The sequence below is a fragment of the Superficieibacter electus genome (genome assembly GCF_002915575.1).
GTDB lineage: Bacteria > Pseudomonadota > Gammaproteobacteria > Enterobacterales > Enterobacteriaceae > Superficieibacter > Superficieibacter electus.
On the sequence record NZ_PQGD01000002.1, the window covers coordinates 230,215 to 255,277 of the forward strand.

27 protein-coding genes and 1 other annotated feature are annotated in these 25,063 nt (G+C 53.0%); of the genes, 16 read left to right on the forward strand and 11 right to left on the reverse strand.

Annotated features, from left to right (window positions below):
- Positions 1-34: 34 nt before the first annotated feature.
- Positions 35-655: an L-threonylcarbamoyladenylate synthase gene (locus CHU32_RS03140; RefSeq protein WP_103676552.1), complete on the reverse strand. Its 621-nt coding sequence runs from the start codon at positions 653-655 to the stop codon at positions 35-37.
- Positions 656-664: 9 nt separating this feature from the next.
- Positions 665-1,534 (reverse strand): RNase RNM, encoded by an 870-nt coding sequence (gene rnm / locus CHU32_RS03145; RefSeq protein ID WP_103676553.1) that lies wholly within the window; start codon positions 1,532-1,534, stop codon positions 665-667.
- 138 nt (positions 1,535-1,672) lie between these two features.
- On the opposite strand from rnm, the gene trpL reads away from it, so the two are divergent.
- From trpL to trpA, 6 genes are all read left to right on the forward strand, one after another.
- On the forward strand, positions 1,673-1,720 hold the full coding sequence (gene trpL / locus CHU32_RS28875; RefSeq protein WP_116480918.1) for a trp operon leader peptide: 48 nt from the start codon (positions 1,673-1,675) through the stop codon (positions 1,718-1,720).
- Positions 1,694-1,789 (forward strand) — a sequence feature (Trp leader region). It overlaps the preceding gene by 27 nt.
- A gap of 23 nt (positions 1,790-1,812) precedes the next feature.
- Positions 1,813-3,375, forward strand: a complete 1,563-nt coding sequence (locus CHU32_RS03150) for an anthranilate synthase component 1 (protein ID WP_103676554.1) — start codon at positions 1,813-1,815, stop codon at positions 3,373-3,375.
- A complete protein-coding gene (trpD, locus tag CHU32_RS03155; RefSeq protein ID WP_103676555.1) occupies positions 3,375-4,970 on the forward strand; it encodes a bifunctional anthranilate synthase glutamate amidotransferase component TrpG/anthranilate phosphoribosyltransferase TrpD in 1,596 nt (531 codons plus the stop codon). The genes CHU32_RS03150 and trpD overlap by 1 nt, the downstream gene beginning before the upstream one ends.
- 3 nt (positions 4,971-4,973) lie before the next feature.
- Positions 4,974-6,332, forward strand: coding sequence for a bifunctional indole-3-glycerol-phosphate synthase TrpC/phosphoribosylanthranilate isomerase TrpF (gene trpCF, locus CHU32_RS03160; protein WP_103676581.1), 1,359 nt, complete (start codon positions 4,974-4,976; stop codon positions 6,330-6,332).
- A gap of 10 nt (positions 6,333-6,342) precedes the next feature.
- Positions 6,343-7,536 (forward strand): tryptophan synthase subunit beta, encoded by a 1,194-nt coding sequence (gene trpB, locus CHU32_RS03165; RefSeq protein WP_103676556.1) that lies wholly within the window; start codon positions 6,343-6,345, stop codon positions 7,534-7,536.
- Positions 7,536-8,345 (forward strand): tryptophan synthase subunit alpha, encoded by an 810-nt coding sequence (gene trpA / locus CHU32_RS03170; RefSeq protein WP_103676557.1) that lies wholly within the window; start codon positions 7,536-7,538, stop codon positions 8,343-8,345. Before trpB ends, trpA begins: the two co-directional genes overlap by 1 nt.
- Before the next feature lie 2 nt (positions 8,346-8,347).
- Here the strand turns inward: trpA and CHU32_RS03175 are convergent, their stop codons facing one another.
- Positions 8,348-8,833: a MarR family winged helix-turn-helix transcriptional regulator gene (locus CHU32_RS03175; RefSeq protein WP_103676558.1), complete on the reverse strand. Its 486-nt coding sequence runs from the start codon at positions 8,831-8,833 to the stop codon at positions 8,348-8,350.
- A 75-nt stretch (positions 8,834-8,908) separates the two neighbouring features.
- On the opposite strand from CHU32_RS03175, the gene CHU32_RS03180 reads away from it, so the two are divergent.
- Positions 8,909-9,850 carry a quinone oxidoreductase family protein gene (locus CHU32_RS03180; protein ID WP_103676559.1) on the forward strand — a complete coding sequence of 314 codons (942 nt, stop codon included), beginning with the start codon at positions 8,909-8,911 and terminating at the stop codon, positions 9,848-9,850.
- A 149-nt stretch (positions 9,851-9,999) separates the two neighbouring features.
- Here the strand turns inward: CHU32_RS03180 and CHU32_RS03185 are convergent, their stop codons facing one another.
- Both CHU32_RS03185 and ompW read right to left on the reverse strand, forming a co-directional pair.
- Positions 10,000-10,632 carry a hypothetical protein gene (locus tag CHU32_RS03185; RefSeq protein ID WP_103676560.1) on the reverse strand — a complete coding sequence of 211 codons (633 nt, stop codon included), beginning with the start codon at positions 10,630-10,632 and terminating at the stop codon, positions 10,000-10,002.
- Between the two features lie 184 nt (positions 10,633-10,816).
- Complete coding sequence (ompW, locus tag CHU32_RS03190; protein WP_103676561.1) at positions 10,817-11,455, reverse strand: outer membrane protein OmpW; 639 nt, start codon at positions 11,453-11,455, stop codon at positions 10,817-10,819.
- 271 nt (positions 11,456-11,726) lie between these two features.
- Here ompW and CHU32_RS03195 point away from each other — a divergent pair, with 271 nt between their 5' ends.
- The 5 genes from CHU32_RS03195 to yciA all read left to right on the forward strand — a co-directional run bounded on the left by CHU32_RS03195 (position 11,727) and on the right by yciA (position 14,874).
- Positions 11,727-12,128 (forward strand): YkgJ family cysteine cluster protein, encoded by a 402-nt coding sequence (locus CHU32_RS03195; RefSeq protein WP_103676562.1) that lies wholly within the window; start codon positions 11,727-11,729, stop codon positions 12,126-12,128.
- A gap of 28 nt (positions 12,129-12,156) precedes the next feature.
- The gene (locus CHU32_RS03200) at positions 12,157-12,900 is read left to right on the forward strand and encodes a YciC family protein (RefSeq protein ID WP_103676563.1); all 744 of its coding nucleotides are present in this window, start codon (positions 12,157-12,159) and stop codon (positions 12,898-12,900) included.
- A gap of 44 nt (positions 12,901-12,944) precedes the next feature.
- Positions 12,945-13,484 carry a septation protein A gene (locus tag CHU32_RS03205; RefSeq protein WP_103676564.1) on the forward strand — a complete coding sequence of 180 codons (540 nt, stop codon included), beginning with the start codon at positions 12,945-12,947 and terminating at the stop codon, positions 13,482-13,484.
- 178 nt (positions 13,485-13,662) lie between these two features.
- Positions 13,663-13,968: a hypothetical protein gene (locus CHU32_RS03210; RefSeq protein ID WP_103676565.1), complete on the forward strand. Its 306-nt coding sequence runs from the start codon at positions 13,663-13,665 to the stop codon at positions 13,966-13,968.
- Between the two features lie 507 nt (positions 13,969-14,475).
- Positions 14,476-14,874, forward strand: a complete 399-nt coding sequence (gene yciA, locus CHU32_RS03220) for an acyl-CoA thioester hydrolase YciA (protein ID WP_103676567.1) — start codon at positions 14,476-14,478, stop codon at positions 14,872-14,874.
- 33 nt (positions 14,875-14,907) lie between these two features.
- On the opposite strand, the gene CHU32_RS03225 is transcribed toward yciA, so the two are convergent.
- Positions 14,908-15,444 carry a YniB family protein gene (locus CHU32_RS03225; RefSeq protein ID WP_103676568.1) on the reverse strand — a complete coding sequence of 179 codons (537 nt, stop codon included), beginning with the start codon at positions 15,442-15,444 and terminating at the stop codon, positions 14,908-14,910.
- Between the two features lie 146 nt (positions 15,445-15,590).
- Between CHU32_RS03225 and hxpB the strand changes: the two genes are divergently transcribed.
- The 3 genes from hxpB (at position 15,591) to CHU32_RS03240 (ending at position 18,583) form a co-directional block, all read left to right on the forward strand.
- Positions 15,591-16,259 carry a hexitol phosphatase HxpB gene (gene hxpB, locus CHU32_RS03230; RefSeq protein ID WP_103676569.1) on the forward strand — a complete coding sequence of 223 codons (669 nt, stop codon included), beginning with the start codon at positions 15,591-15,593 and terminating at the stop codon, positions 16,257-16,259.
- Positions 16,260-16,473: 214 nt separating this feature from the next.
- Positions 16,474-17,064, forward strand: a complete 591-nt coding sequence (locus CHU32_RS03235; RefSeq protein WP_103676570.1) for a metal-dependent hydrolase — start codon at positions 16,474-16,476, stop codon at positions 17,062-17,064.
- 127 nt (positions 17,065-17,191) lie between these two features.
- Positions 17,192-18,583: an L-cystine transporter gene (locus CHU32_RS03240; protein WP_103676571.1), complete on the forward strand. Its 1,392-nt coding sequence runs from the start codon at positions 17,192-17,194 to the stop codon at positions 18,581-18,583.
- A gap of 60 nt (positions 18,584-18,643) precedes the next feature.
- Here CHU32_RS03240 and cedA read toward each other — a convergent pair whose 3' ends face one another.
- Positions 18,644-18,883: a cell division activator CedA gene (gene cedA / locus CHU32_RS03245; RefSeq protein ID WP_245880176.1), complete on the reverse strand. Its 240-nt coding sequence runs from the start codon at positions 18,881-18,883 to the stop codon at positions 18,644-18,646.
- A gap of 194 nt (positions 18,884-19,077) precedes the next feature.
- Here cedA and katE point away from each other — a divergent pair, with 194 nt between their 5' ends.
- On the forward strand, positions 19,078-21,336 hold the full coding sequence (gene katE, locus CHU32_RS03250; protein WP_103676573.1) for a catalase HPII: 2,259 nt from the start codon (positions 19,078-19,080) through the stop codon (positions 21,334-21,336).
- Positions 21,337-21,631: 295 nt separating this feature from the next.
- Here katE and chbG read toward each other — a convergent pair whose 3' ends face one another.
- From chbG to chbA, 4 genes are all read right to left on the reverse strand, one after another.
- Positions 21,632-22,390, reverse strand: coding sequence for a chitin disaccharide deacetylase (gene chbG, locus CHU32_RS03255; RefSeq protein WP_103677737.1), 759 nt, complete (start codon positions 22,388-22,390; stop codon positions 21,632-21,634).
- A gap of 25 nt (positions 22,391-22,415) precedes the next feature.
- Positions 22,416-23,756 carry a 6-phospho-beta-glucosidase gene (locus tag CHU32_RS03260; protein WP_103677738.1) on the reverse strand — a complete coding sequence of 447 codons (1,341 nt, stop codon included), beginning with the start codon at positions 23,754-23,756 and terminating at the stop codon, positions 22,416-22,418.
- 94 nt (positions 23,757-23,850) lie between these two features.
- A complete protein-coding gene (gene chbR, locus CHU32_RS03265; RefSeq protein WP_103677739.1) occupies positions 23,851-24,663 on the reverse strand; it encodes a transcriptional regulator ChbR in 813 nt (270 codons plus the stop codon).
- A gap of 31 nt (positions 24,664-24,694) precedes the next feature.
- Positions 24,695-25,042 carry a PTS N,N'-diacetylchitobiose transporter subunit IIA gene (gene chbA / locus CHU32_RS03270; protein ID WP_103677740.1) on the reverse strand — a complete coding sequence of 116 codons (348 nt, stop codon included), beginning with the start codon at positions 25,040-25,042 and terminating at the stop codon, positions 24,695-24,697.
- Positions 25,043-25,063 lie beyond the last annotated feature (21 nt).

Here is a 25,063-nt window from a genome sequence, read left to right on the forward strand (position 1 = left end):
GCAGTGAAGGTTTTCACTGCCATTTCCGGGGTGATTAAAGAAAAGGGTTGACGTCACCCACGCCTTCACGCAGCACGACCGGAGCATCTTCGGTCAAATCAATCACCGTTGTTGGCTGCTGGCCGAGATACCCGCCGTGAATAATCAGATCCACGACCTTCTCAAGCCGGTCTTTAATTTCTTCCGGATCGGATTCAGTAAAGTCGCTGCCCGGCAACATCAACGATGTTGAAAGCATCGGTTCACCCAGCGTCTCCAGCAGCGCCAGCGCAATCGGGTTCGAAGGAACACGCAGACCAATAGTCTTACGCTTCTCCTGCAACAGGCGACGTGGTACCTCTTTTGTACCTTTCAGAATAAACGTGTAGTTCCCCGGCGTGTTATTTTTGATCAGGCGAAACGCGACGTTATCGACAAATGAATAGGTAGATAGCTCTGACAGATCGCGGCACATCAGGGTAAAGTTGTGCCCGTTAGGCAGATGACGAATGCGACAAATGCGCTCCATTGCGCTTTTGTCTTCAATTTTACAGCCCAGCGCGTAGCCGGAATCGGTGGGGTAAACGATGACCCCACCTTTACGGACAATTTCCACAGCCTGATTAATTAGCCGCGGCTGCGGGTTATCCGGATGAATATAGAAAAACTGACTCATACTTCCCTCTCAATCGGTGTTCTGCGGCTGTTCCCACTGATGCCACACCCCTTCCACGCCTGCGGGTAACCAGAGTTTACGCCCCAGCTCGATCCACGAGCAGGGCTGGTGAAAATCTGACCCCTGCGAGGCCAACAGACCAAACTGCTGAGCATACGCCGCAAGCTGAGTGCGCTCATTGGGACCTTGCTGGCACTGGGCGACTTCCATCGCATCTCCACCGCATTCGGCGAAGTATGCCAGTAGCCTTTTCAGCCACTTGGCAGAAAGGTCGTAGCGCCCGGGGTGGGCGACGACGGCTTTGCCGCCAGAATGATGAATCACATCAATAGCTTGATCTATTGTACACCACTGTGGGGGAACGTATCCGGTTTTCCCGCGCGCCAGGTACTTTTTAAAGACGTCGGCCATATTACTGGCTTTACCCGCGCTCACCAGAAAACGCGCGAAGTGGCCTCGGGTGACTGCCCCGCCCGCCGCCAGTTTTAAAGCCCCTTCCCATGCACCGGGAATGTGCGCTTTTTCCAGCCGTTCAGCAATAAGCCGTGCTCGCTGCTCGCGTCTGACTTTTTGCTCTGCCAGAAAAGCGACCATAGACGGATGATGAATATCAATATTGAGCCCGACAATATGGATCTCGTGGTTTTCCCAGACGGTAGAAATTTCCACCCCGGTAATCAGCCGCAGTCCCAGTCCGGCGCGGGCAATTTCCGCCTGCGCCGCCGGAATGGCATCAATACTGTCATGGTCGGTGATGGCCAGCGTACCTATACGCATTTCAACAGCGCGGTGGACCAGCGCCTCAGGGGAGAGCATACCGTCTGAGGCGGTCGTATGGCTGTGCAGGTCATAAATTATGGCGTAATTGGTTTCGCTCAAAAAACGGCTCCGTCTAAGTGTTAACGTGTTTTGCCGCTCATCATAACGGCTGACGAGGATTTTCTGAAATCAGCGCTTGACATTATTTTCATGAACTAGTTAACTAGTACGAAAGTTCACGAAGAAAAGGTATCTGAGATGAAAGGCATTTTTACTCTGCACGGTTGGTGGCGTACTCCCTGTTAATGGGCTGTATCATCACGTCTGCACATCGCAAACAGATACCTGGCCCGCCACCTGAGCGGGCTTTTTTTTGACCAGAACAAATGAGAATAACAATGCAAACGCAAAAACACACTCTCGAACTGCTGACCAGCGACGCAGTGTACCGCGAAGATCCTACCGCACTGTTCCATCAGCTCTGTGGCGCACGTCCGGCGACGCTGCTGCTGGAATCCGCTGATATTGACAGTAAAGACGATCTGAAAAGCCTGCTGCTGGTCGACAGCGCTCTGCGCATCACCGCTTTAGGTGACACTGTCACTATTACCGCACTGAGCGATAATGGCGCGGCGCTCCTGACGCTGCTCGACGCCGCCCTGCCCGCCGGGGTTGATAATCAACAACAGGATAAGGGTCGCGTCCTGCGCTTTCCACCCGTCAGCACATTATTAGATGAAGATGCCCGACTGTGTGCGTTGTCCGTTTTTGATGCCTTTCGTCTGTTACAGGATCTGGTTGTAGTGCCAAAAGAGGAGCGTGAAGCCATGTTTTTTGGCGGCCTGTTCGCCTATGACCTGGTCGCTGGTTTTGAAGATTTGCCGCAGTTGCAGAGCGATACCGCCTGCCCTGATTACTGCTTCTATCTCGCCGAAACGCTGCTGGTGATTGATCATCAAAGTAAAAAAACGCGCATTCAGTGCAGCCTGTTTACCCCGAATGCTGAAGAAAAAAACCGCCTGACCCAACGTATTCAAGCGCTGCATCAGCAACTGAATACCCCACCACAGCCGCTGCCGGTAGAAAAAATGGAACAGATGCGCAGTAGCTGCAATCAGAGTGATGAAGAGTACGGTGCGGTGGTGCGTCAGATGCAGAAAGCCATCCGCGCAGGGGAAATCTTCCAGGTGGTGCCATCCCGCCAGTTCTCACTGCCGTGCCCGTCGCCCCTGGCGGCCTACGATGTGCTGAAGAAAAGTAATCCCAGCCCGTACATGTTCTTTATGCAGGATAACGATTTCAGCCTGTTTGGTGCGTCGCCGGAAAGCTCGCTGAAATATGACGCTGATTCACGGCAGATTGAAATTTACCCGATTGCCGGGACCCGTCCGCGCGGCCGCCGTGCGGATGGTACTCTCGATCGCGATCTCGACAGCCGCATTGAACTGGAAATGCGTACCGATCATAAAGAGCTGTCAGAGCATTTAATGCTGGTGGATTTGGCACGTAATGACCTGGCGCGCATCTGTACGCCAGGCAGCCGCTACGTCGCTGACCTGACCAAAGTGGACCGCTACTCGTTTGTAATGCATCTGGTCTCCCGCGTGGTCGGCGAGCTGCGTCATGATCTTGACGCGCTGCACGCCTATCGCGCCTGTATGAATATGGGCACGCTCAGCGGTGCGCCGAAAGTGCGCGCCATGCAACTCATTGCCGGTGCTGAAGGTAAACGCCGCGGCAGCTACGGCGGCGCGGTAGGCTACTTTACCGCTCACGGCTCGCTGGACACCTGCATTGTTATTCGCTCGGCGTTTGTCGAAAACGGCATTGCGACCGTTCAGGCGGGCGCAGGCGTGGTGCTCGATTCCGTCCCGCAGTCTGAAGCGGATGAAACCCGTAATAAAGCCCGCGCGGTCCTGCGCGCCATCGCCACCGCTCATCATGCACAGGAGATTTTCTGATGGCTGACATTCTGCTGCTCGATAATATCGACTCCTTTACTTATAACCTGGCAGATCAGCTACGTGCCAGCGGGCACAACGTGGTGATTTACCGTAACCATGTCCCGGCGCAAACGTTAATTGACCGTCTGGCAACCATGGACAACCCGGTATTGATGCTCTCACCAGGCCCCGGGGCACCGAGCGAAGCGGGCTGTATGCCAGAACTGCTCACCCGGATGCGTGGTAAGCTGCCGATTATTGGCATCTGCCTGGGACATCAGGCGATAGTGGAAGCTTACGGCGGCTATGTCGGCCAGGCGGGCGAAATTCTGCACGGCAAAGCGTCCAGCATTGAACATGACGGCCAGGCGATGTTTGCCAGCCTGCCTAATCCGCTGCCGGTTGCGCGTTATCATTCGCTGGTGGGCAGCAACATTCCGGCCGGACTGACCATCAATGCCCATTTTGACGGCATGGTGATGGCAGTTCGTCACGATGCTGACCGGGTATGCGGTTTCCAGTTTCATCCGGAGTCAATCCTCACCACCCAGGGCGCGCGTCTGCTGGAGCAAACGCTGGCATGGGCCATGCAGAAACTCCAGCAGACGCACACGCTGCAACCGGTACTGGAAAAACTCTATCAGGCGCAGACCCTCAGTCAGCAGGAGAGCCACCAGCTTTTCTCCGCTGTGGTGCGCGGCGAGCTGAAGCCAGAGCAACTGGCGGCGGCGCTGGTGAGCATGAAAATTCGCGGCGAGCATCCCAATGAAATTGCCGGTGCCGCCACCGCGCTTTTGGAAAACGCCGCGCCGTTCCCGCGCCCTGATTATCCGTTTGCCGACATCGTGGGCACCGGCGGCGATGGCAGCAACAGTATTAATATTTCCACCGCCAGCGCTTTTGTCGCCGCTGCCTGCGGGTTGAAAGTCGCGAAACACGGTAACCGCAGCGTCTCCAGTAAATCCGGATCGTCAGATCTGCTGGCCGCTTTCGGCATTAATCTGGACATGAATGCTGATAAATCGCGTGCTGCACTCGATGAACTGGGCGTCTGCTTCCTGTTTGCGCCGAAATATCACACCGGGTTTCGCCACGCAATGCCGGTCCGCCAGCAGTTAAAAACCCGCACCCTGTTTAACGTACTGGGTCCGCTGATTAATCCGGCGCATCCGCCGCTGGCACTGATTGGCGTGTACAGCCCGGAACTGGTGCTGCCGATTGCCGAAACCCTGCGCGTGCTGGGTTACCAGCGGGCAGCCGTGGTGCACAGCGGCGGCATGGACGAGGTATCCCTCCACGCGCCCACCGTGGTCGCAGAGCTGCACAACGGGGAAATCAAAAACTATCAGCTTACTGCCGCTGATTTCGGCCTGACGCCATATCATCAGCAAGAACTGGCCGGCGGTACGCCGGAAGAAAACCGTGACATTTTAACACGCTTACTACAAGGTAAAGGCGACACTGCGCACCAGGCTGCCGTGGCGGCGAATGTCGCCATGCTCATGCGGCTACACGGTGAAGAAGATTTGCAGGCTAACGTACAAAAAGTCCTGAGCGTATTACGCAGCGGCGCGGCTTACGATCGCGTCACCGCACTGGCGGCAAGAGGGTAAATGATGCAAACCGTTTTAGCGAAAATCGTCGCCGACAAGACGATATGGGTAGAAAACCGTAAACAGCAGCAGCCGCTGGCAAGCTTTCAGAATGAGGTGGTTGCCAGCCAGCGCGATTTTTACGCCGCCTTACAGGGCGCTCGCACCGCGTTTATTCTGGAGTGTAAGAAGGCGTCTCCGTCAAAAGGGGTGATCCGTGATGATTTCGATCCTGCGCGTATCGCCGGGATCTATAAACATCATGCCTCCGCCATTTCGGTATTAACCGATGAAAAATATTTTCAGGGCAGCTTTGATTTTCTGCCCATTGTCAGCGGCATCGCGCCGCAGCCAATTTTGTGCAAGGATTTTATTATCGATCCTTACCAGATCTACCTCGCACGCTATTATCAGGCCGATGCCTGCCTGCTGATGCTCTCCGTGCTGGATGACGAACAGTATCGCCAGCTGGCTGCCGTTGCGCATAGCCTGAAGATGGGCGTGCTGACGGAAGTCAGTAACGAGGAAGAACTGGAGCGGGCGATTGCGCTGGAAGCGAAAGTGGTCGGTATTAATAACCGTGACCTGCGCGATTTGTCTATCGATCTCAACCGCACCCGCGAACTGGCCCCGCGCCTGGGTCACGGCGTGACGGTGATCAGCGAATCCGGCATTACTACCCACGCGCAGATCCGTGAGCTAAGCCGTTTCGCCAATGGTTTTCTGATTGGCTCGGCGCTGATGTCGCATGACGATCTTAACGCCGCCGTGTTGCGGGTTCTGCTCGGTGAAAACAAAGTCTGCGGCCTGACCCGCGCTGAAGATGCGCAGGCGGCTCATGAGGCAGGGGCAATCTATGGCGGATTGATTTTCGTACCGTCCTCGCCGCGTGCGGTCAGTGAGGCTCAGGCGCGTAACGTGATGGCGGGTGCGCCACTGCACTATGTCGGCGTGTTCCGCAATGCACCAGTCGAGCAGGTGGCGGCGACGGCGCAGACGCTGGCGCTTGCTGCAGTGCAACTGCACGGCGACGAAGACCAGGATTACATCACCCGCCTGCGCGCCGCCCTGCCCGCTGACGTGGCGGTCTGGAAAGCGCTGAGCGTAAGCAACACCCTGCCTGCGCGCCATTTTAACCACGTTGATAAATACATTTTTGATAATGGCCAGGGCGGTAGCGGTCAGTCATTCGACTGGTCGCTGCTGGCGGGCCAGGACCTGAGCAATGTCCTGCTGGCAGGCGGGCTTGGTCCCGACAACTGCGTTAGCGCCGCAGGCACCGGCTGTGCCGGGCTTGATTTTAATTCTGGCGTAGAATCTGCACCGGGTAAAAAAGATGCCAGCAAACTGGCCTCGGTATTTCAGACGCTGCGCGCTTATTAAGGAAGTGACGATGACTACATTATTAAACCCGTACTTCGGTGAGTTTGGTGGCATGTATGTGCCGCAGATCCTGATGCCTGCCCTGCGCCAGCTGGAAGAAGCCTTCGTCAGCGCGCAGAAAGATCCTGAATTTCAGGCGCAGTTTACCGACCTGTTAAAAAATTATGCCGGCCGTCCGACCGCGCTGACCAAATGCCAGAACCTTACTGCCGGCACAAAGACCACGCTGTATCTTAAGCGTGAAGATCTGCTGCACGGCGGCGCGCATAAAACCAACCAGGTGCTCGGACAGGCACTGCTGGCCAAACGGATGGGCAAAACGGAAATCATCGCCGAAACCGGCGCAGGCCAGCATGGCGTTGCCTCGGCACTCGCCAGCGCGTTGCTGGGGCTGAAGTGTCGCATCTATATGGGGGCGAAAGATGTTGAGCGCCAGTCGCCAAACGTGTTCCGTATGCGGCTGATGGGCGCGGAAGTCATTCCGGTATATAGCGGCTCCGCGACGCTGAAAGACGCCTGTAACGAGGCCCTGCGCGACTGGTCCGGCAGTTATGATACTGCGCACTATATGCTCGGCACCGCCGCAGGTCCGCACCCGTTCCCGACTATCGTGCGTGAATTTCAGCGCATGATCGGCGAAGAGACGAAAGTGCAGATCCGCGAAAAAGAAGGTCGTCTGCCGGATGCCGTTATCGCCTGCGTCGGCGGTGGTTCGAACGCCATTGGCATGTTTGCGGATTTTATTGAAGAAGCCAGCGTTGGACTTATCGGCGTAGAGCCTGCCGGTCACGGCATCGAAACGGGCGAGCACGGTGCGCCGCTAAAACATGGTCGCGTAGGTATCTACTTCGGCATGAAATCGCCGATGATGCAGACCGAAGACGGACAAATCGAAGAATCTTATTCCATTTCTGCTGGTCTGGATTTCCCGTCCGTTGGCCCGCAGCACGCTTACCTGAACAGCACCGGGCGCGCTGATTATGTCTCCATCACCGATGACGAAGCGCTGGACGCATTCAAAGCGTTATGTCGTGAAGAAGGGATCATTCCGGCGCTGGAATCGTCTCACGCGCTTGCCCATGCGCTGAAAATGATGCGCGATAATCCTGAAAAAGAGCAGCTACTGGTGGTTAACCTCTCCGGTCGCGGCGATAAAGACATTTTCACCGTACACGACATTCTGAAAGCGCGAGGGGAAATCTGATGGAACGCTATGAACAGTTATTTGCCAGACTGAAAGACCGCCGGGAAGGCGCATTTGTGCCATTCGTGACCCTTGGCGATCCCTCTCCCGAACAGTCGCTGAAGATTATTGATACGCTGATTGAAGCGGGTGCGGATGCGCTTGAGCTGGGTATTCCGTTCTCCGATCCGCTGGCGGATGGCCCGACCATTCAGAATGCGACCCTGCGTGCGTTTGCCTCGGGCGTCACGCCGGGCCAGTGCTTTGAAATGCTGGCAACCATTCGCCAGAAGTATCCGCATATTCCCATCGGCCTGCTGATGTACGCCAACCTGGTCTTCAGCCGCGGCATTGATGAATTTTACGCTGCCTGCGCCCGTGTTGGCGTGGATTCAGTGCTGGTCGCTGATGTTCCCATTGAAGAGTCCACTCCCTTTCGCCAGGCCGCGCTGCGCCACAACGTTGCGCCTATTTTTATTTGCCCGCCGAATGCGGATGATGACCTGCTGCGCCAGATAGCCTCACATGGCCGGGGCTACACCTATCTGCTTTCGCGTGCTGGCGTGACCGGTGCGGAAAAACAGGCTGCACTGCCGCTGCACCACCTGGTGGAGAAGCTGACCGAATACCATGCGGCACCGCCGCTGCAGGGATTCGGTATCTCCGCGCCGGAACAGGTGACCGCCGCCATTCATGCTGGTGCAGCAGGCGCAATCTCCGGCTCGGCAATCGTTAAAATCATTGAAAATAACCTCAACGCGCCTGAGAAAATGCTCAGTGAACTCAACGGGTTTGTGCAGAAAATGAAAGCGGCCACGCCGCATATCTGATGTTAACGCTGTCCGGCCTGCGGGTCGGACAGGGCTTCCCCCTTCACGCAGTTCGCATATTTACGCACCAGGCGAAAAAGTGCATCCACGTCCTGCGGCGACCATTGCCTAAAAATCCGGTTCATTAATCGCTGGCGGGCCTGATTAATATTGTTCAGCAGAGCGTCACCCTGCGGCGCAACGGTCACCTCACTAACGCGTCTGTCATGCGCCGCTGGCTGCTTGTTTACCAGCGCAAGACCTTCCAGCCGTTTTATCTGACGACTCACGGTGGTGTAGTCCCTGCCCAACCGGGCCGCCAGCTCAACAACGCCCACTGGCCCATACCGACCGATGGTGACTAACAGAGGGAAAAGCGTTTGATCGAGACGGACATTCGCTTCGTTCAGCAGAATTTCGTCGCGCAAGGGATGATTCATGACGCTGATGATATCCAGTAGCGCGCCATGAAAATCGGTAATGTCATAACTTTTATGTGCATCTTGCATATAAAATCCAGCAGAGTATAGTGCCGTGGGTAGATATGTGCATTTTACACATAACAGCCAGACGGAGGAAGACCAATGAAAGCAGCAGTGGTGTATGACCCTACTACAGGCCCCGTATATGGGGACTTTCCTGCCCCGCAAGCGAGTGCCGACAATCGGCTTATTCAGGTTCAGGCGGCAGCAATCAGTCATGTGGCTAAAAGCCGTGCGGCGGGTAAGCATTATAGTTTCAGCGCTACCCAGCCTTTTATCCCCGGGATTGACGGCGTGGGTCTTACCGAACAGGGCGAGCGCGTCTGGTTCGTTATGCCGGTCGCGCCCTGGGGCAGTATGGCGGAATGGACGCTGGTACCCGCTGAACATTGCCTGCCGCTGCCTGAAACGCTTTCCTCTGTCGATGCAGCCGCAATGGGTAATCCTGGCATGTCGGCCTGGGCGGCGCTGGTGAATCGCGCCAGATTTCAGCCGGGAGAAACGGTATTGATTAACGGTGCCACCGGTAGCGCAGGGCAATTGGCAGTACAAATCGCCCGCCACCTTGGGGCGAAAAAGATCATTGCCAGCGGACGTAATCCGGCTGCACTGGAATGCTGTGGTGCAGATCATACGCTGCTGCTCGGGACGGAGGATATGCCAGAACAACTGGCAGAGCATGCCAGCGAACAGATTGATGTGGTGATTGATTACCTATGGGGGGAGAGTGCCCGGCATATCCTGACCACGCTGGCAAAACATAGTCCATCGACTCACCCCGTGCGCTTTATACAGGTTGGCTCACTGTCCGGCGCTGATATTTCCCTTCCGGGGACAGTGCTGCGGGCATCCCCCCTTCAACTGATGGGGAGCGGCATCGGCAGCCTGTCGATGGCAGAACTGGTTTCAGCGACGGCACGGATGTTTGAGGCTGCTGTTCCGGGCGGGTTTACGATCGCCACGACACCCGCTCCCCTGGCAGAAGTCAGCGCAGCCTGGGCCGTGGACGACAGTAAAAAACGCACGGTATTTACCTTGCCCTGACATCCGCACAAAAGAAGGGGTTGATTCTGAAGATGATAAAGATTATCTTTCTCACTACCGAATAGTTGAGCTAAATACTCAGGTATTCGGTACGACATTGCTCACATTGCTTCCAGTATGACTTGCCCGCCTTTAATGCGGGCTTTTTTTTAGCGGCTGGCATGCGCCACGGAAAGCGGAGCGCCCCGCTTCTCGTTTTTCATCAGGTCCCAGGTAATAAAGAACAAGCCCACCATAAAGGGGATCTCATAGAGTTCTTCAATCAAATCCTGATACTGTCTGGCGTGCAAAAACCACGGTGCAAGCAGGCGATGATGTTCTACTGAGTCAGAAATCAAGAAAGTGATCACCACCACAAGCGCCATCCACAGCGATATTTCCGCGGTGCGCAATTTCAGGGCAATCTCTTTGCGTAAGGTTGAGGACAGAAGAATCGGCAGCGCCAGTGCGGCGATCAGGATCACCGAAATCGTCCTGAATACCAGTTTGGGTTCATGCGGGAAATAGTCCCGTCCCCAACTGGTGCTTCTTCCCAGCAATACCACCCACCATACTACCGCCCACAGCCAGAACTGCCTGGACCCCTTTTCAAGCGATAATGGCTTAATATAAGACGCGGTAAAAACAGCGCCAAACAGCAGCCACAGCGCCTGGCCGTTTTCAATCCATTCCACGACTTCACCGTGAAGCAGAGGCAGATGTAAATCTGCCGCAAAGGGAAACAGGACTGCCAGCAGGAGCAGAAAAAATGCTGCTGCGGAAAATTGCGTTTTCAGTGTCATATGCCGTCACTACTTAAGGACAAATTAAGGAAAAACTCAAACGGCGATAATAACCCTTCTGTATGAATGCGCATTATCAAAGTGTGCCTGTTATGCTCTTCATCGCATAAAAAGCCTTTATAGTTAAATCTGAATAGATATAAAACAAGGAACTGGCCGCTCGCGGCCAGTTTGTAACAAAAAATTAAAAACGATACCCGGCTGAGAACATGAATACCCACGGGTCGAGACGGGTGTCAACATTCTGCTGTACGCCCCCCGCTTTAAACTTCACTTCGGTATCAATATCCATATACCAGACCGACATGTTAATCAGCCAGTCACGGTTAATAAGGTAATCCAGCCCGACCTGGCCTGCCGCCCCCCAGGAGTCTTTCAGGCTGAGATCGGACAGCCCGGCAGCCTTGCCGGTATCATTAAAGCTTTCATCAAAAAAAGTCGTGTAATTCACGCCCGCGCCGATATAAGGCCGGACCTTGCTGCTGGCATCGCCAAAATACCACTGCGCCATTAAGGTAGGCGGCAAATGGTGCACCGTCGCAATATCGCCTGTTGGCCCGGTGCCTACTTTATGACGAAACGGCGTGGCGGCGAGCAGTTCTACCCCCACGTTATCCGTTGCCATCCAGGTAAATGTCAGGCCAAGCTGGGTATTATTATCAACGTTGAAACCACCAAGGCTCTGCAGCACGTTATCTGAACCTTCAGTTGGTCGTACCGTTGCTGACCCGGCGCGAATGAAAAACTCACCCGCCTCGTGCGCCCATGCTGTACCACCAGAGAGACTGCTTAAGATTAATGCCGCCACCGCAATTTTTTTCATATCCACTCCATCGTTATGGTTTTATCAGGCGCGGCAAATATACCTACAAAGAAGTAAAAGTGATCCAACTTAGATCACATTTAATCCTGAGATTTAACCTTTATTGATCTGGATTAATTTTTACAGACTCGACACAATCCCGTTTCGCCAAACCACGTCAATTTTGATGACAATGAGTGCCAAAAATAATTTGCCATGGTCCTATTGCGCCTGACGCATCAGAGGCCTACCTTACTTCTGGTGATAATTTGAGTGCGTTTTCAGGTGTGTTATGAGCGATATAAACCCGTGCATGACGTGCGGTGCCTGTTGTGCGTATTTTCGTGTTTCCTTTTACTGGTCCGAGGGCGACGATGCTTATGGTAACGTCCCGGTGGCCCTTACCGAGCCGGTTTCCCCCTTTCTGCGCTGCATGCGCGGCACCTATCAGAAAGATCCCCGCTGTATTGCGTTGCAGGGTGAACCCGGCGAGGCGACATGCTGTACGATCTATGAAAATCGACCGTCAACCTGCCGCGAATTTGTCATGTCAGGTGAAAATGGCGAACTTAACGAGGCCTGCCTGCGTGCCAGAGCACACTACCACTTACCGCCCCTTTACAAAGACCCACCAATACTTACTTTTCCTGATGCTGCCACTGATGAGTTATCCAGGGTACAATCATGCGCTTAATAACACCTGCCAAACTCAAGGAGAGTGCATGTCTATCACGGCAAAGTCCGTTTACCGTGACACGGGTAATTTTTTTCGTAATCAGTTCATTACTATTTTGCTGATTGCTTTGTTGTGTGCGTTTATCACGGTGGTACTTGGCCATGCTTTTTCACCTGGTGAAGAGCAGCTTTCAATCCTGAGTGAGGGTGACAATCTGGCCGGTAGCGGTGGATTATTTGAACTGGTGCAGAGCATGACGCCGGAGCAGCAACAAGTATTACTCCACGCGTCGGCAGTCTCGACATTTTCCGGGCTGGTTGGCAATGCGCTACTGGCAGGCGGGGTACTGCTGCTGATCCAGATGATTTCGGCCGGGCAGCCCGTCAGCGCCCTGCGCGCCATTGGTGCCAGCGCCCCGGTGCTGCCTAAGCTGTTTTTGCTGATCCTGCTCACCACGTTTTTGGTGCAGATTGGCGTAATGCTTATTGTGGTGCCGGGGGTAATTCTGGCCATCGTACTGGCCTTTGCCCCGGTAATGATCGTGCAGGATAAAATGGGAATTTTTGCCGCAATGCGTGCCAGTATGCGTCTGGCCTGGGCCAATATGCGTATTGTCGCCCCGGCGATTATTTGCTGGCTGTTGGCTAAAACGCTGCTGCTGATGCTGGCCTCGCATTTTGCGGTGTTGACGCCACTGCCGGGAGCTATTGTCGCTAACACTCTGAGCAATCTGATTTCCGCGATGCTGCTCATTTATCTTTTTCGCCTGTACATGCTTATTCGTCCTTAACCCTGTCGCTCGTCTGATGAGCGTCATTATCACGGAATCGTTGTATGAAGCAGTTTCTGGATTTTTTACCTCTGGTGGTCTTTTTTGCCTTCTACAAGCTGTACGATATCTACATGGCGACCACGGCGCTGATTATTGCCACCGCCGTGGTACTCATTTACAGCTGGGTCCGCTATCGTCGGGTCGAAAAAATGGCGCTGATTACCTTTGTGCTGGTGGCGGTCTTCGGCGGGTTAACGCTCTTCTTCCATAACGATGAGTTTATCAAATGGAAAGTCACCGTTATTTACGCGCTGTTTGCTGGCGCGCTGCTCTTCAGCCAGTGGGTAATGAAAAAGCCCTTGATCCAGCGCATGCTGGGTAAAGAACTTACGCTGCCTGCTGCGGTGTGGTCGAGACTGAATATTGCCTGGGCGCTGTTTTTCATTCTCTGCGGCCTGGCGAATATCTACATTGCTTTTTGGCTACCGCAAAATATCTGGGTTAATTTCAAGGTCTTCGGCCTGACGGCGCTGACGCTGGTATTTACCCTGTTGAGCGGAGTGTATATTTACCGACACATGCCGCAGGATGACAAACCGTAAGACAGGTACGCCATCTTTCTCGCCGGGCGGCGTCGCCCGTCCGGCTGCACTATTCCCTTCACTTTTGCAATAAATGCGTCAAGTATCCCTCTTGTTGCTTACGCTGATTTCGCACAAAAAATAGCGACTCGCGTGACGTCATACTGAATAATATTGTCGATAATTACCGGGATTCGCCATGGAACACGTATTAGCGGTTTTCAGATTAGCCGAAAACATTCCCTTGCCTAAAGTGAATGGCATCGGAAGTGGTTATTTCCCTCATCACAAATTCGATAACATCCCTTATCTGGTCAGCGGCAAACATCACTATGATGATGACTGTCTACACTATCCAGGCGAATCTATAATGACCACGATCACCTTTGTGAGCTGGGAATTTATCGGTCACATGATTAAAAGCGGCGACAGATTTGAAGTAAGAGAGATGAGCAAAATCATTGGCTACGGCACTGTTATCAACGTTCTCAATGAGGGGCGGTGAACACGATATGAATATCGTCCTGAATCCCAACTAACGCCATGAGAGCCATCCGGACCACCCTCCAGCTTTACAGCACAGATGAGGGCGGAAGACGCCTCCCGCTGCTTGCCGCCCGACCGTTTGGCTGCCCGCTTTATTTTAAAGATATTGAAGCCTTAGCCGCTTATGGCTGGGACTGCCGAATATTTGTCAACCTAATTGGCAGAGATATTTATCCAGGCGAAACCATAAAGGATGTAGAGATCGCATTTTTGTCAGCCGATATCGTATTGCCTTATCTTAAAACAGGGACTGAATTTCTTCTCTGGGAAGCAGGCTATATAGGCAGGGGGATCATTACTCAGATACCGTGAAAGCTGTCGCAATAAGCCCCACGCTTTTTCTTGACCTACCTCTTCGCTGGCTAATGGTGCGCGGAGGCATAATCTCTCGCGCTTGCCCATTCTCACTATTGCCCTTTCGTAGTAGCATTTGCCCGAATAGCAATAACGCAATGTTGGAACCACAATGACAACCACAAACGATGCGCCGCAGGGTGAACTGGTACTACGTACGCTGGCAATGCCTGCCGACACCAATGCGAACGGAGATATTTTTGGCGGCTGGCTGATGTCGCAGATGGATATGGGCGGCGCAATTCAGGCCAAAGAAATCGCTCAGGGTCGGGTCGTGACCGTGCGGGTCGATGGCATGACATTTTTGCGCCCGGTGGCGGTCGGCGATGTGGTGTGCTGCTACGCTCGCTGCGTGAAACGAGGCAATACCTCAGTAAACATTAACGTTGAAGTGTGGGTAAAAAAGGTTTCTTCGGAGCCGATCGGCCAGCGTTATAAAGCGACTGAGGCGCTCTTTATTTATGTGGCAGTAGACAGCGAAGGTAAACCGCGACCGCTGCCCGCCGTGTAACGGTTCGCCCGGTATTGAAGCCGGGCGGGTATGTTAAATAAAGCCCAGCAGCGAAAAGAAAAAATAGCCGATAATAATGACGACAATCGGTGTGATGTACAGCGGCACAATTTGCAGGAAGATGGTATGACGCGGCACCACAATCCGCGATTCAATTTGCTGACGGGTCATGCCATCCGCGCCTTTCGCGTTTTCCAGGATCATCTGGTCTTCAACCCCTTCCCGCAGGAAACGGGCCTGACGACTCATCCGCGCACCGGAGGCCTGCAATGCCAGACCAATGAAGATTAGCGCAAAAATGACCCAGAACGTCACGTTGAGACCATGACTGAACTCCGGCTGTGGCGAGTTGTACCAGAAAAAATTCAGGAACGGCGTATTAAAACGCATCATTTCAATCATCACGTGTGCAAAGTCCAGCATTACAGCGTTGATCCCTGCCTGCTTTTCGCTGTGCGCATACATGAATTTCAGAACCGAGATTAGCGTAGAAACGACTGCTGGAATGAATATTACCCAACCCGCAATCCGTTTAATGATTGCGATGCGTCCAGCTTGTTGATACGTCATGGATTCCCCTTATAGAGACGCTTTGTTATCGCTGCTAATTCTACCCGCTGCTGCCAGTTTTCGCCCGATTTTTAAAAGCAATATGCTATAACAACCCATACTCAGACTTACTACGCCGTACGATATGACTCCTGAGGAGGGGTGCAATGACAGTTAAGCGACAAATTCTCGCCGCAATTTTTGATATGGATGGTTTACTTATTGATTCCGAGCCATTGTGGGATCGGGCGGAACTGGAGGTCATGGAGAGCCTGGGCGTGGATATTTCGCGGCGCGATGAGCTGCCCGACCTGCTGGGATTACGCATCGATATGGTTGTGGATCTGTGGTACGCCCAGCAGCCATGGAATGGTCCAGGCCGTGAGGAAGTGACGGCGCGAATTATTCGCCGCACGATAAACCTGGTGGAAGATGCGCGTCCGCTGTTGCCCGGCGTACGTGAGGCAGTAGCGCTGTGTAAAGCGGAAGGCCTTAAAATCGGCCTGGCGTCAGCCTCCCCGCTGCACATGCTGGAAAATGTACTGACGATGTTTGATTTGCGCGACGATTTTGATGCACTGGCCTCCGCCGAGAAACTGCCTTACAGCAAGCCGCACCCTCAGGTCTATCTCGATTGCGCGGCAAAGTTAGGCGTCGACCCGCTTACTTGCGTCACACTGGAAGATTCGGTAAACGGGATGATTGCCACCAAAGCGGCACGTATGCGCTCAATTGTGGTTCCTGCCGCAGACGCTCAGCACGATCCGCGCTATGCGCTGGCGAACGTTAAACTGGCATCGCTAAATGAGCTGACAAGCCAGCATCTGCGCGGTTAATTACAGCAGGCATCCTGCCTGGCGGCGCGGCGCTTGCACAGGCCTACAAATCGTAAATACTACATTGATATTTAAGATTCCACAGGCAGGGCAAGGCGCGGTCGCCGCCCTGCTACGTAAATTGTGACATTGAGTTACAACGTCACCTCTTTCACATACTGTATAAAAACCCTATACTGGATGAATCGACAGTTTAGCGAGTCCAGTGATCATCATGACGGCGGAAGGCCACCTTCTTTTTTCCATCGCCTGCGCGGTTTTTGCCAAAAATGCCGAGCTTACGCCCGTGCTCGCGCAAGGCGACTGGTGGCATATCATTCCATCGGCCATTTTGACCTGTCTTTTGCCGGATATCGATCATCCACAGTCTTTTCTTGGCCAGCGGCTGAGGTGGATCTCCAAACCGGTAGCGCGAGCGTTTGGTCATCGTGGTTTTACCCATAGTTTGTTGGCCGTGTTCGGCGGCCTGACGCTGTGTTATTTAAAGGTGCCGGAAAGTTGGGTTATCCCTGCAGACGCGGTTCAGGGACTGGTGCTGGGCTATCTGAGTCATATTCTTGCCGACATGCTCACGCCCGCAGGCGTCCCTCTGCTATGGCCCTGTCGCTGGCGTTTTCGTTTGCCTATCCTGGCCCCGCGAAAAGGTAATCAACTTGAGCGCGTCCTGTGTATGGCGCTGTTTGCCTGGGCTATCTGGATGCCGCAAAATCTGCCGGATAACAGCGCGGTACGCTGGTCATCCGGAATGATTAACGCCCTGCAAACAAACTTTTATCGTATGATAAATCATCAATTAAGCCATTAGTGGCGCGATTGACATGTAAAGTTATAAGCCATTCCATTTGGATATAAGACCCCCATCACACTTCTGCTACTCTTGCGCCATCTGAGTCGGCGTTTCTAAGCCGGCCATAATAAACAGGAGAACGGGGATGAATTTTCCATTAATAGCGAACATTATCGTGTTCGTGATTTTGTTGTTTGTGCTGGGGCAAACCCGTCACAAACAGTGGAGTCTGGCAAAAAAAGTGCTGGCGGGTTTGCTGCTGGGCGTGGTCTTTGGTCTGGCGTTACAGCTGATCTATGGCGATGACAGCCCGGTCCTGAAAAGTTCAATCCAGTGGTTTAACGTGGTTGGCAACGGCTATGTCCAGTTGCTGCAAATGATCGTCATGCCGCTGGTCTTTGCCTCAATTCTGAGCGCGGTGGCCCGTCTGCATAACGCGGCACAGTTGGGAAAAATCAGCGTTCTGACCATTGGTACGCTGCTGTTTACCACCTTAATTGCGGCCTTAGTGGGCGTGCTGGTCACCAATCTCTTTGGCCTCTCTGCTGAAGGGCTGGTTCAAGGGGCAGCCGAGACGGCGCGTCTTAACGCCATTGAAACTAACTATGCCGGTAAAGTGGCCGACCTGACCGTCCCGCAGCTTATTTTGTCGTTTGTGCCGAAAAACCCGTTTGCTGATCTGACAGGAGCCAATCCGACCTCCATCATTAGTGTAGTGATTTTCGCGGCGTTCCTTGGCGTGGCGGCACTTAAGTTGCTGAAAGACGATGTCGAAAAAGGCCAGCGGGTTCTGACGGCGATCGATACGCTGCAAAGCTGGGTCATGAAGCTGGTACGTCTGGTGATGCAGGTGACGCCGTACGGCGTGCTGGCACTGATGACCAAAGTGGTGGCCGGATCTAACCTTCAGGATATCATCAAGCTCGGGAGCTTTGTTATCGCTTCTTATCTGGGTCTTGCCATCATGTTTGTGGTCCATGGCCTCCTGCTCGGCGTCAACGGCGTCAGCCCGCTGCGCTACTTCCGTAAGGTGTGGCCGGTCCTGACTTTTGCGTTCACCAGCCGCTCCAGCGCCGCAAGCATTCCGCTGAATGTTGAAGCGCAAACGCGTCGTCTGGGTGTGCCGGAGTCTATCGCCAGCTTCTCCGCCTCGTTTGGCGCAACGATCGGGCAAAATGGTTGTGCCGGTCTGTACCCGGCGATGCTGGCGGTAATGGTTGCGCCAACGGTGGGCATTAATCCGCTGGACCCGATGTGGATTGCCACGCTGGTCGGTATTGTCACGGTAAGTTCCGCAGGCGTAGCGGGCGTAGGCGGCGGTGCCACCTTTGCCGCACTGATCGTCCTGCCTGCTATGGGGTTGCCGGTTACGCTGGTGGCACTGTTAATTTCCGTAGAGCCGCTGATTGATATGGGCCGCACCGCACTCAACGTAAGTGGTTCGATGACCGCCGGTACGCTGACCAGCCAGTGGCTTAAGCAAACCGATAAAGCCGTTCTGAACAGTGAAGATGAAGTAGAACTGGCGCATCGCTAGTAACATGCCGGGTACACTGCCCGGCCAATTGCCCTCGCCCGGTTCGCCGGGCATCGCCATCTACTCGTCGATTTCACCTTCCTGACGCATCTGCGTTGCCCAGCGCTGGGCGGATTCCGGCACGCTGAATGCCTGTGAGCGGGCAAACTTCTCGCCCATCAGAACAAACGCAACATACTTCCCGCGCAGCAGCCAGACGTCCTGAAAACCCTCCATCTTCACCGCATGTTCAGGCGGCGCGGGCTCAACACGAGGCACGTAGCTGATGACAGGACGATTTTGTTGTCGAAGCGTTTTCATAAGCAGTTCATTCACAAGAGATCACTAACAAAACGCTATGATAGCCGAAATGTCACCCTGACGTCGCGTCAGGTGTGCATTGACTTATCTTCTTTCCCCCTTCGCCGTGCCTGCCTTTGAGATTGTTCTATAGTTAGAGAGGTTTTTAACCTAAGAACGACCATTTTCAGAGATGAAAACAAGAGGCTTACGCAATGTCGAAAGATGATAAAAACAGCAAAAATCACCCTTCTCCCGTCCATGATGAAAGAGAAGCGCAGCCGGGTCTGGATTCTCTGGCACCGGCAGATGGTTCGCATCAGCCGGACCCTAAACCGACCGCACCCGGAGAACAACCTACCGCGCCGGGTAGTTTGAAAGCACCTGATGTCGAAAGTGATAAACTTACCGCGCTGGAAGCCTTCCGCAAAGGCAGTGAAAACCAGGCATTAACGACCAACCAGGGCGTCAAGATTGCCGACGACCAGAATTCATTGCGCGCCGGCAATCGTGGCCCGACGCTGCTTGAAGACTTTATTCTGCGCGAAAAAATCACCCACTTTGACCACGAACGTATTCCTGAGCGTATTGTGCATGCCCGCGGTTCTGCCGCGCATGGCTATTTTCAGCCCTATAAAGATTTGAGTGATATTACGAAAGCTGATTTCCTCAGCGATCCGCAAAAGAAAACCCCGGTATTCGTGCGGTTCTCTACCGTACAGGGCGGCGCAGGCTCGGCAGATACCGTGCGTGATATTCGCGGCTTTGCCACCAAGTTCTATACCGAGGAAGGGATTTTCGATTTAGTGGGTAATAACACGCCGGTGTTCTTTATTCAGGACGCCCATAAATTTCCTGACTTTGTGCATGCGGTGAAACCGGAACCACACTGGGCTATTCCGCAGGGCGGTTCAGCGCACGATACGTTCTGGGACTATGTTTCACTGCAACCAGAAACGCTGCACAACGTCATCTGGGCGATGTCTGACCGCGGCCTGCCGCGTAGTCTGCGTACTATGGAAGGCTTTGGCATCCACACCTTCCGCCTTATTAACGCAGATGGAAAGGCGACCTTCGTCCGTTTCCACTGGAAACCGGTGGCGGGTAAAGCGTCGATGGTGTGGGATGAATCCCAGAAGCTGACAGGCCGCGATCCGGATTTCCACCGCCGTGAGCTGTGGGAGTCTATCGAGGCTGGCGATTACCCTGAATTTGAACTGGGATTACAACTGATCCCGGAAGAAGATGAGTTTAAGTTTGACTTTGATTTGCTCGATCCAACCAAACTTATTCCGGAAGAACTGGTACCGGTACAACTGGTTGGTAAAATGGTGCTGAATCGCAACCCGGATAACTTCTTTGCCGAAAACGAACAGGCCGCTTTCCACCCAGGGCATATTGTTCCGGGGATAGACTTCTCTAACGATCCGCTGTTGCAGGGGCGTTTATTCTCTTATACCGATACCCAAATCAGCCGCCTTGGTGGGCCGAATTTCCACGAGATCCCGATTAACCGCCCTACCTGCCCGTATCATAACTTCCAGCGGGACGGGATGCATCGCATGGATATTGATACCAACCCGGCGAACTACGAACCGAATTCGATTAACGATAACTGGCCGCGCGAAACGCCACCGGCAGCTAAACGTGGCGGTTTTGAAAGCTATCAGGAACGTGTTGATGGCAATAAAGTGCGCGAGCGCAGCCCGTCATTTGCGGAATATTATTCTCACCCGCGCCTGTTCTGGAATAGCCAGACACCGGTCGAGCAGCAACATATCATCGACGCCTACAGCTTCGAACTGGGTAAAGTGAGCCGCCCTTATATTCGCGAGCGGGTGGTAGATCATCTGGCCCGTATCGATCTCAAGCTGGCGCAGGGAGTGGCAGAAAACCTGGGTCTGACACTGAGCGATGAACAGCTCGCCATCACCCCACCAGCAGATGTGAACGGCCTGAAAAAAGATCCCTCATTGAGCCTTTATGCTATCCCCGGCGGCAACGTTAAGGGCCGTGTGGTCGGCGTATTACTGAACGATAAGGTGAAGGCGGCTGATTTGCTGGCACTGCTAAAAGGGCTGAAAGCGCAAGGCGTGCATGCCAAACTGCTGTATTCCCGAATGGGTGAAATCAAGGCGGATGACGGTTCGGCGCTGAATATTATGGCAACCTTCGCGGGCGCGCCTTCGCTCACGGTTGATGCGGTGGTAGTTCCTGGCGGCGACCTTACCAACCTGAAAGCTAACGGCGATGCGAATTACTATCTGCTGGAAGCCTACAAGCACCTTAAACCCATCGTGCTGGCAGGCGATGCCCGTGAGTTTAAAACCGTGCTCAATGTCGATGCTCAGGGTGAAGAGGGTATTGTTGAAGCCGACAGTATTTCTGCGGCGACGGTAAAAGAACTGATTACTCTGCTGGCTGCCCACCGGGTATGGTCACGTAGCAGTAAAATCGCCAGTATTCCGGCGTAACAGAAGACCGCAGCGCTGGCGCTGCGGTCTTAACTCGCTGACAACGTTACACCGTGGCCTTTTGCCTGGCGGCGCTTCGCTTGCGCAGGCCTACGTGTTATGGACAACCTGTTGAAGTTGAATAACCGGTATGACTGACAAATGTTATTCCGTCGCACCTTGCCTGGCGGCGCTTCGCTTGCGCAGGCCTACGTGTTATGGACAACGCCTGATATTGATAACGTCATAGGCCGGGTAAGGCGAAGCCGCCACCCGGCATTACGGCGCAACATAGCATTCGCTACGGTCTTCTCTTCTACAGGTCGCTAAAGTTCCCCAGTCTGAATCCCCGAGCTTTCACCGCCGCTTTCAGTGAAGGCGCAGTCAGCACGTCAAGCTCGTCCAGACGCGGATAGCAATACTGGCTTTGCTGGAGGGGTTTATCAACCAGTCCCGGATGACACATAATTTCGATCGACCGCTCGTCGCGAGTAACAGCGTTGTCCAGAATGTCCAAGAAAAACGCTTCCTGCACGTTTTCGGCATAGAAATTACTGGCAAAGCTATCGCTGCTACGCTCGTCGGTGAGGGCAATCTGGTTTTGTTCCACCACCTCACGATCGATGCGAACCGGCAAGCCTTTATCATGCGCGAACTTCGCTACGACGGCATACACTTGCGGGATCAAATGCACGTGGTGATGGCTGTCAATATGCGTTGGCGCGCGGCCAAAAACATCTAAAAAGCGCTGATACTGACAAGCCAGTTCACATTCTACGTCTTCAGTACTCAATGCGCCCTGCTCCGCTACCTCCCACACCCATTTACCAAACTTACCGTCGCGAGCAAGCGACGGCATGTTGGTCAAAGGGCAACCAAAGCTAAGCACAAAATGTAGCCCTACACCCAGTTGCGGGACGCTTGTGCTGAGTTCTGCGCCGTGCTCGATCGCGGGCGCGTTCATCATTGCCGTCGTGGATGTCACCACGCCATGACGGGCGGCCTCAATGATGCCGTAGTTTACCCCTTTGCTTAAACCAAAGTCGTCGGCGTTAACAATCAATAAACGTTGCACGAGGTGCCTCCTTTCTTTCACACAGTTATTTAAGTGCAGCGATGGCCTTCGCAAACCGGGGCAGATGCTCCTGATGCGCCAGTAGCAATTCCTGAATTAATACTTGCGCATCAGTATCGGAGCGCATTAACGGGTTCAGGTTGAGTGCCAACAACGCATCATTAAATTCGCCGCTCAGTGCCGCCTTGCTTGCCGCAATCTCAAAGCACTTAATGGAGTGGATCAGACCCAACACATTTTCGTCAAAATGGGTAATGCGTGGGTGTGGCGTCGCCCCGTTGCGCCCCAGCAGGCAGGTCATCTCGACCGTCCAGTCGTGCGGGATATTCTGCACGCATCCCTGATGCGGAATATTGATGTAGTGCTCGGTTTGCTTATCATTGTAAATGGCGTTAATGACTTCACACGCTGCGTCAGAGTAGTATGCCCCACCGCGCTGTTCCAGTTCCGCCGGCTTAACATTGAGGTTTGGATCTTTATATAATTCAAAAAGCTGTTTTTCGAGCTGCTGTACGACCTGAGCCCGCGCCCCGCCTTTGTAAAACTCACCTATTTCGATTGCCAGCATTTCTTTATGCTTGAAGTAATACTGCAAATAAGAACACGGCAGCAGATTGAGCGCGCGGATAAGCCCTTCATTAAACGGCAGGCCAAAAATGTTCTTAACGGTTCTGGCGGTCAGAGTACCGGAGGCCACACCGTCGATCAGTTCCGCAAAGCGCGACTGACCGTTAACCAGCACCTCTTTAACAAAGACCATGTGGTTCAGACCAAACAGATCGATGGACAGATCGTCGCTCTCTTCCAGTTTCAGGACATCGCGAATGAACATTTTCATGCCAACAGGCACGTTACACACGCCGATAAAACGTCTGAAATTGGTGTGGCGGTATACCGCTTCGGTCACCATACCCGCCGGGTTGGTGAAGTTAACAATCCACGCGTTCGGGCAAATTTCTTCAACGTCTTTAATAATATCGAAAATGACCGGAATGGTACGTAGCCCTTTAAACAGGCCACCAGCGCCGTTAGTTTCCTGTCCCAGATAGCCATGGCTCAGCGGAATACGCTCGTCTTTTTCGCGTGCTTTCAACTGACCAACGCGCAGTTGCGTCGTCACGAAATCAGCCCCCTGCAACGCCTGACGGCGGTCCAGCGTTTTATAGACCTTAAGCGGTACCCCAGCTTTTTCTACCATCCTTTGACAAAGGTTATGAATAATATCCAGCTTCTCCCGGCCTTCTTCTACATCCACCAGCCACAATTCACTTACGGGCAGTTCATTATAACGTTTAATAAAGCCTTCGAGTAATTCCGGCGTATAACTACTGCCGCCACCAATGGTGACAACTTTTAATGTTTTCATATAATCTCCCTTCCAGTAAATGATTATTTACATACATCATTTAGCAGAATCATTTTTGATAAATTGATAATTAAAAATTATGCAGCGTTTTTCATTAACCGCCACAAAACTGTTTGCGATATGAACCCGGGGTAAACGAGGTTAATTTTTTAAACGTCTTAATAAAAATACAGGGGCTACTAAACCCGGAATCAAACGCGATATCAGCAACCGAAAAATTGGTCGTTTCCAGTTGCTTTTTACAGAAATTAATTCTGATTTCATTAATGATTTGTACCGGCGTTTTGTTGTAGTACTTTTGCGTAGAGCGCGTGAGATAAGCCTGGCTTTTACCGGAAATCGCAATCATCTTCTCCAGCGCATTCTCACCAAACATGGCCTTATCATGCATTTCTTTCACGGTGCGTCGGAGCCAGACGGGGATATCATCATCCTCAACCTGCTCTTTATAATGCTGTAGACGATTAACAATGTAGAACGTTAACAGCTTATTGAATTCATCAAATTCATTATCACGAAAATCGAGTGACGCAATAACCGATTCAAGATAAGTGAGAAATTCCTTCTTAATATGATACTTCTGAGATGCAACAAAACAAAAGGGTAACAAATACAGGTAATGCTCATCAAAAAAGGAACGGCTGATCCCCATATTTAAAATACGCGTCATGCCGAATTCATAAAACGTTTGATGATGCGAGCCGATGGGGATAAAGACGAAATCCCCTCGTTCGAGCAATACCCGTTTACCATTGATTTCCTGATAGCAGCTGCCCGTCAGAACAATGGTAAACTCGTAGTAATCGTGCTGATGTAACCCACTGACGCTCTCAACTTTATCAAAAATGAACATATGAAAATCTTCACTGTTCAAAAATTGACTTGCGCGTACCGTTTTGATTTCCATCGCACTCTCCTGTTACCCGGCTTTCCCAAGCCTATTGCATTTTCTCATGCAGCTCAATGAGCTCGGCGATAAGCTCACGGGCAAGCATAGAGGTCATGAGATGGTCCTGAGCATGCACCAGTACCAGACTAACTTTCATTATGCCCTGACCTTGATCGCTCTCAATGAGCTGTGTCTGAACACGATGCGCCTCATTAAGGGCCAGCCGGGATTGCGCCATCAGCTCGTTGGCCGCGATAAAATCACCCTCTTTCGCTTTTTTCAACGCGGCATAAGCCTGACTGCGGGCAGAGCCTGAGTTGATAATCAGCCCCATGACTACCTCTTCCAGTTCTTCGGCTGCGGTATCCGCCTCAGTGATCTCTTCCAAATCAAACATACAAACTTTCCTTTAAGCAAC

What these genes read in the sequence shown, in the direction of transcription:
- CHU32_RS03240 (WP_103676571.1), top strand. Translation starts at nt 17,192, where the DNA reads ATGAATTTTCCATTAATAGCGAACATTATCGTGTTCGTGATTTTGTTG.
- trpB (WP_103676556.1), top strand. Translation starts at nt 6,343, where the DNA reads ATGACTACATTATTAAACCCGTACTTCGGTGAGTTTGGTGGCATGTAT.
- CHU32_RS03260 (WP_103677738.1), bottom strand. Translation starts at nt 23,756, where the DNA reads ATGAAAACATTAAAAGTTGTCACCATTGGTGGCGGCAGTAGTTATACG.
- trpD (WP_103676555.1), top strand. Translation starts at nt 3,375, where the DNA reads ATGGCTGACATTCTGCTGCTCGATAATATCGACTCCTTTACTTATAAC.
- hxpB (WP_103676569.1), top strand. Translation starts at nt 15,591, where the DNA reads ATGACAGTTAAGCGACAAATTCTCGCCGCAATTTTTGATATGGATGGT.
- CHU32_RS03225 (WP_103676568.1), bottom strand. Translation starts at nt 15,444, where the DNA reads ATGACGTATCAACAAGCTGGACGCATCGCAATCATTAAACGGATTGCG.
- yciA (WP_103676567.1), top strand. Translation starts at nt 14,476, where the DNA reads ATGACAACCACAAACGATGCGCCGCAGGGTGAACTGGTACTACGTACG.
- chbR (WP_103677739.1), bottom strand. Translation starts at nt 24,663, where the DNA reads ATGGAAATCAAAACGGTACGCGCAAGTCAATTTTTGAACAGTGAAGAT.
- CHU32_RS03150 (WP_103676554.1), top strand. Translation starts at nt 1,813, where the DNA reads ATGCAAACGCAAAAACACACTCTCGAACTGCTGACCAGCGACGCAGTG.
- ompW (WP_103676561.1), bottom strand. Translation starts at nt 11,455, where the DNA reads ATGAAAAAAATTGCGGTGGCGGCATTAATCTTAAGCAGTCTCTCTGGT.
- CHU32_RS03180 (WP_103676559.1), top strand. Translation starts at nt 8,909, where the DNA reads ATGAAAGCAGCAGTGGTGTATGACCCTACTACAGGCCCCGTATATGGG.
- CHU32_RS03235 (WP_103676570.1), top strand. Translation starts at nt 16,474, where the DNA reads ATGACGGCGGAAGGCCACCTTCTTTTTTCCATCGCCTGCGCGGTTTTT.
- CHU32_RS03200 (WP_103676563.1), top strand. Translation starts at nt 12,157, where the DNA reads ATGTCTATCACGGCAAAGTCCGTTTACCGTGACACGGGTAATTTTTTT.
- CHU32_RS03175 (WP_103676558.1), bottom strand. Translation starts at nt 8,833, where the DNA reads ATGCAAGATGCACATAAAAGTTATGACATTACCGATTTTCATGGCGCG.
- trpA (WP_103676557.1), top strand. Translation starts at nt 7,536, where the DNA reads ATGGAACGCTATGAACAGTTATTTGCCAGACTGAAAGACCGCCGGGAA.
- CHU32_RS03185 (WP_103676560.1), bottom strand. Translation starts at nt 10,632, where the DNA reads ATGACACTGAAAACGCAATTTTCCGCAGCAGCATTTTTTCTGCTCCTG.
- CHU32_RS03195 (WP_103676562.1), top strand. Translation starts at nt 11,727, where the DNA reads ATGAGCGATATAAACCCGTGCATGACGTGCGGTGCCTGTTGTGCGTAT.
- trpCF (WP_103676581.1), top strand. Translation starts at nt 4,974, where the DNA reads ATGCAAACCGTTTTAGCGAAAATCGTCGCCGACAAGACGATATGGGTA.
- cedA (WP_245880176.1), bottom strand. Translation starts at nt 18,883, where the DNA reads ATGAAAACGCTTCGACAACAAAATCGTCCTGTCATCAGCTACGTGCCT.
- CHU32_RS03140 (WP_103676552.1), bottom strand. Translation starts at nt 655, where the DNA reads ATGAGTCAGTTTTTCTATATTCATCCGGATAACCCGCAGCCGCGGCTA.
- chbA (WP_103677740.1), bottom strand. Translation starts at nt 25,042, where the DNA reads ATGTTTGATTTGGAAGAGATCACTGAGGCGGATACCGCAGCCGAAGAA.
- CHU32_RS03210 (WP_103676565.1), top strand. Translation starts at nt 13,663, where the DNA reads ATGGAACACGTATTAGCGGTTTTCAGATTAGCCGAAAACATTCCCTTG.
- katE (WP_103676573.1), top strand. Translation starts at nt 19,078, where the DNA reads ATGTCGAAAGATGATAAAAACAGCAAAAATCACCCTTCTCCCGTCCAT.
- CHU32_RS03205 (WP_103676564.1), top strand. Translation starts at nt 12,945, where the DNA reads ATGAAGCAGTTTCTGGATTTTTTACCTCTGGTGGTCTTTTTTGCCTTC.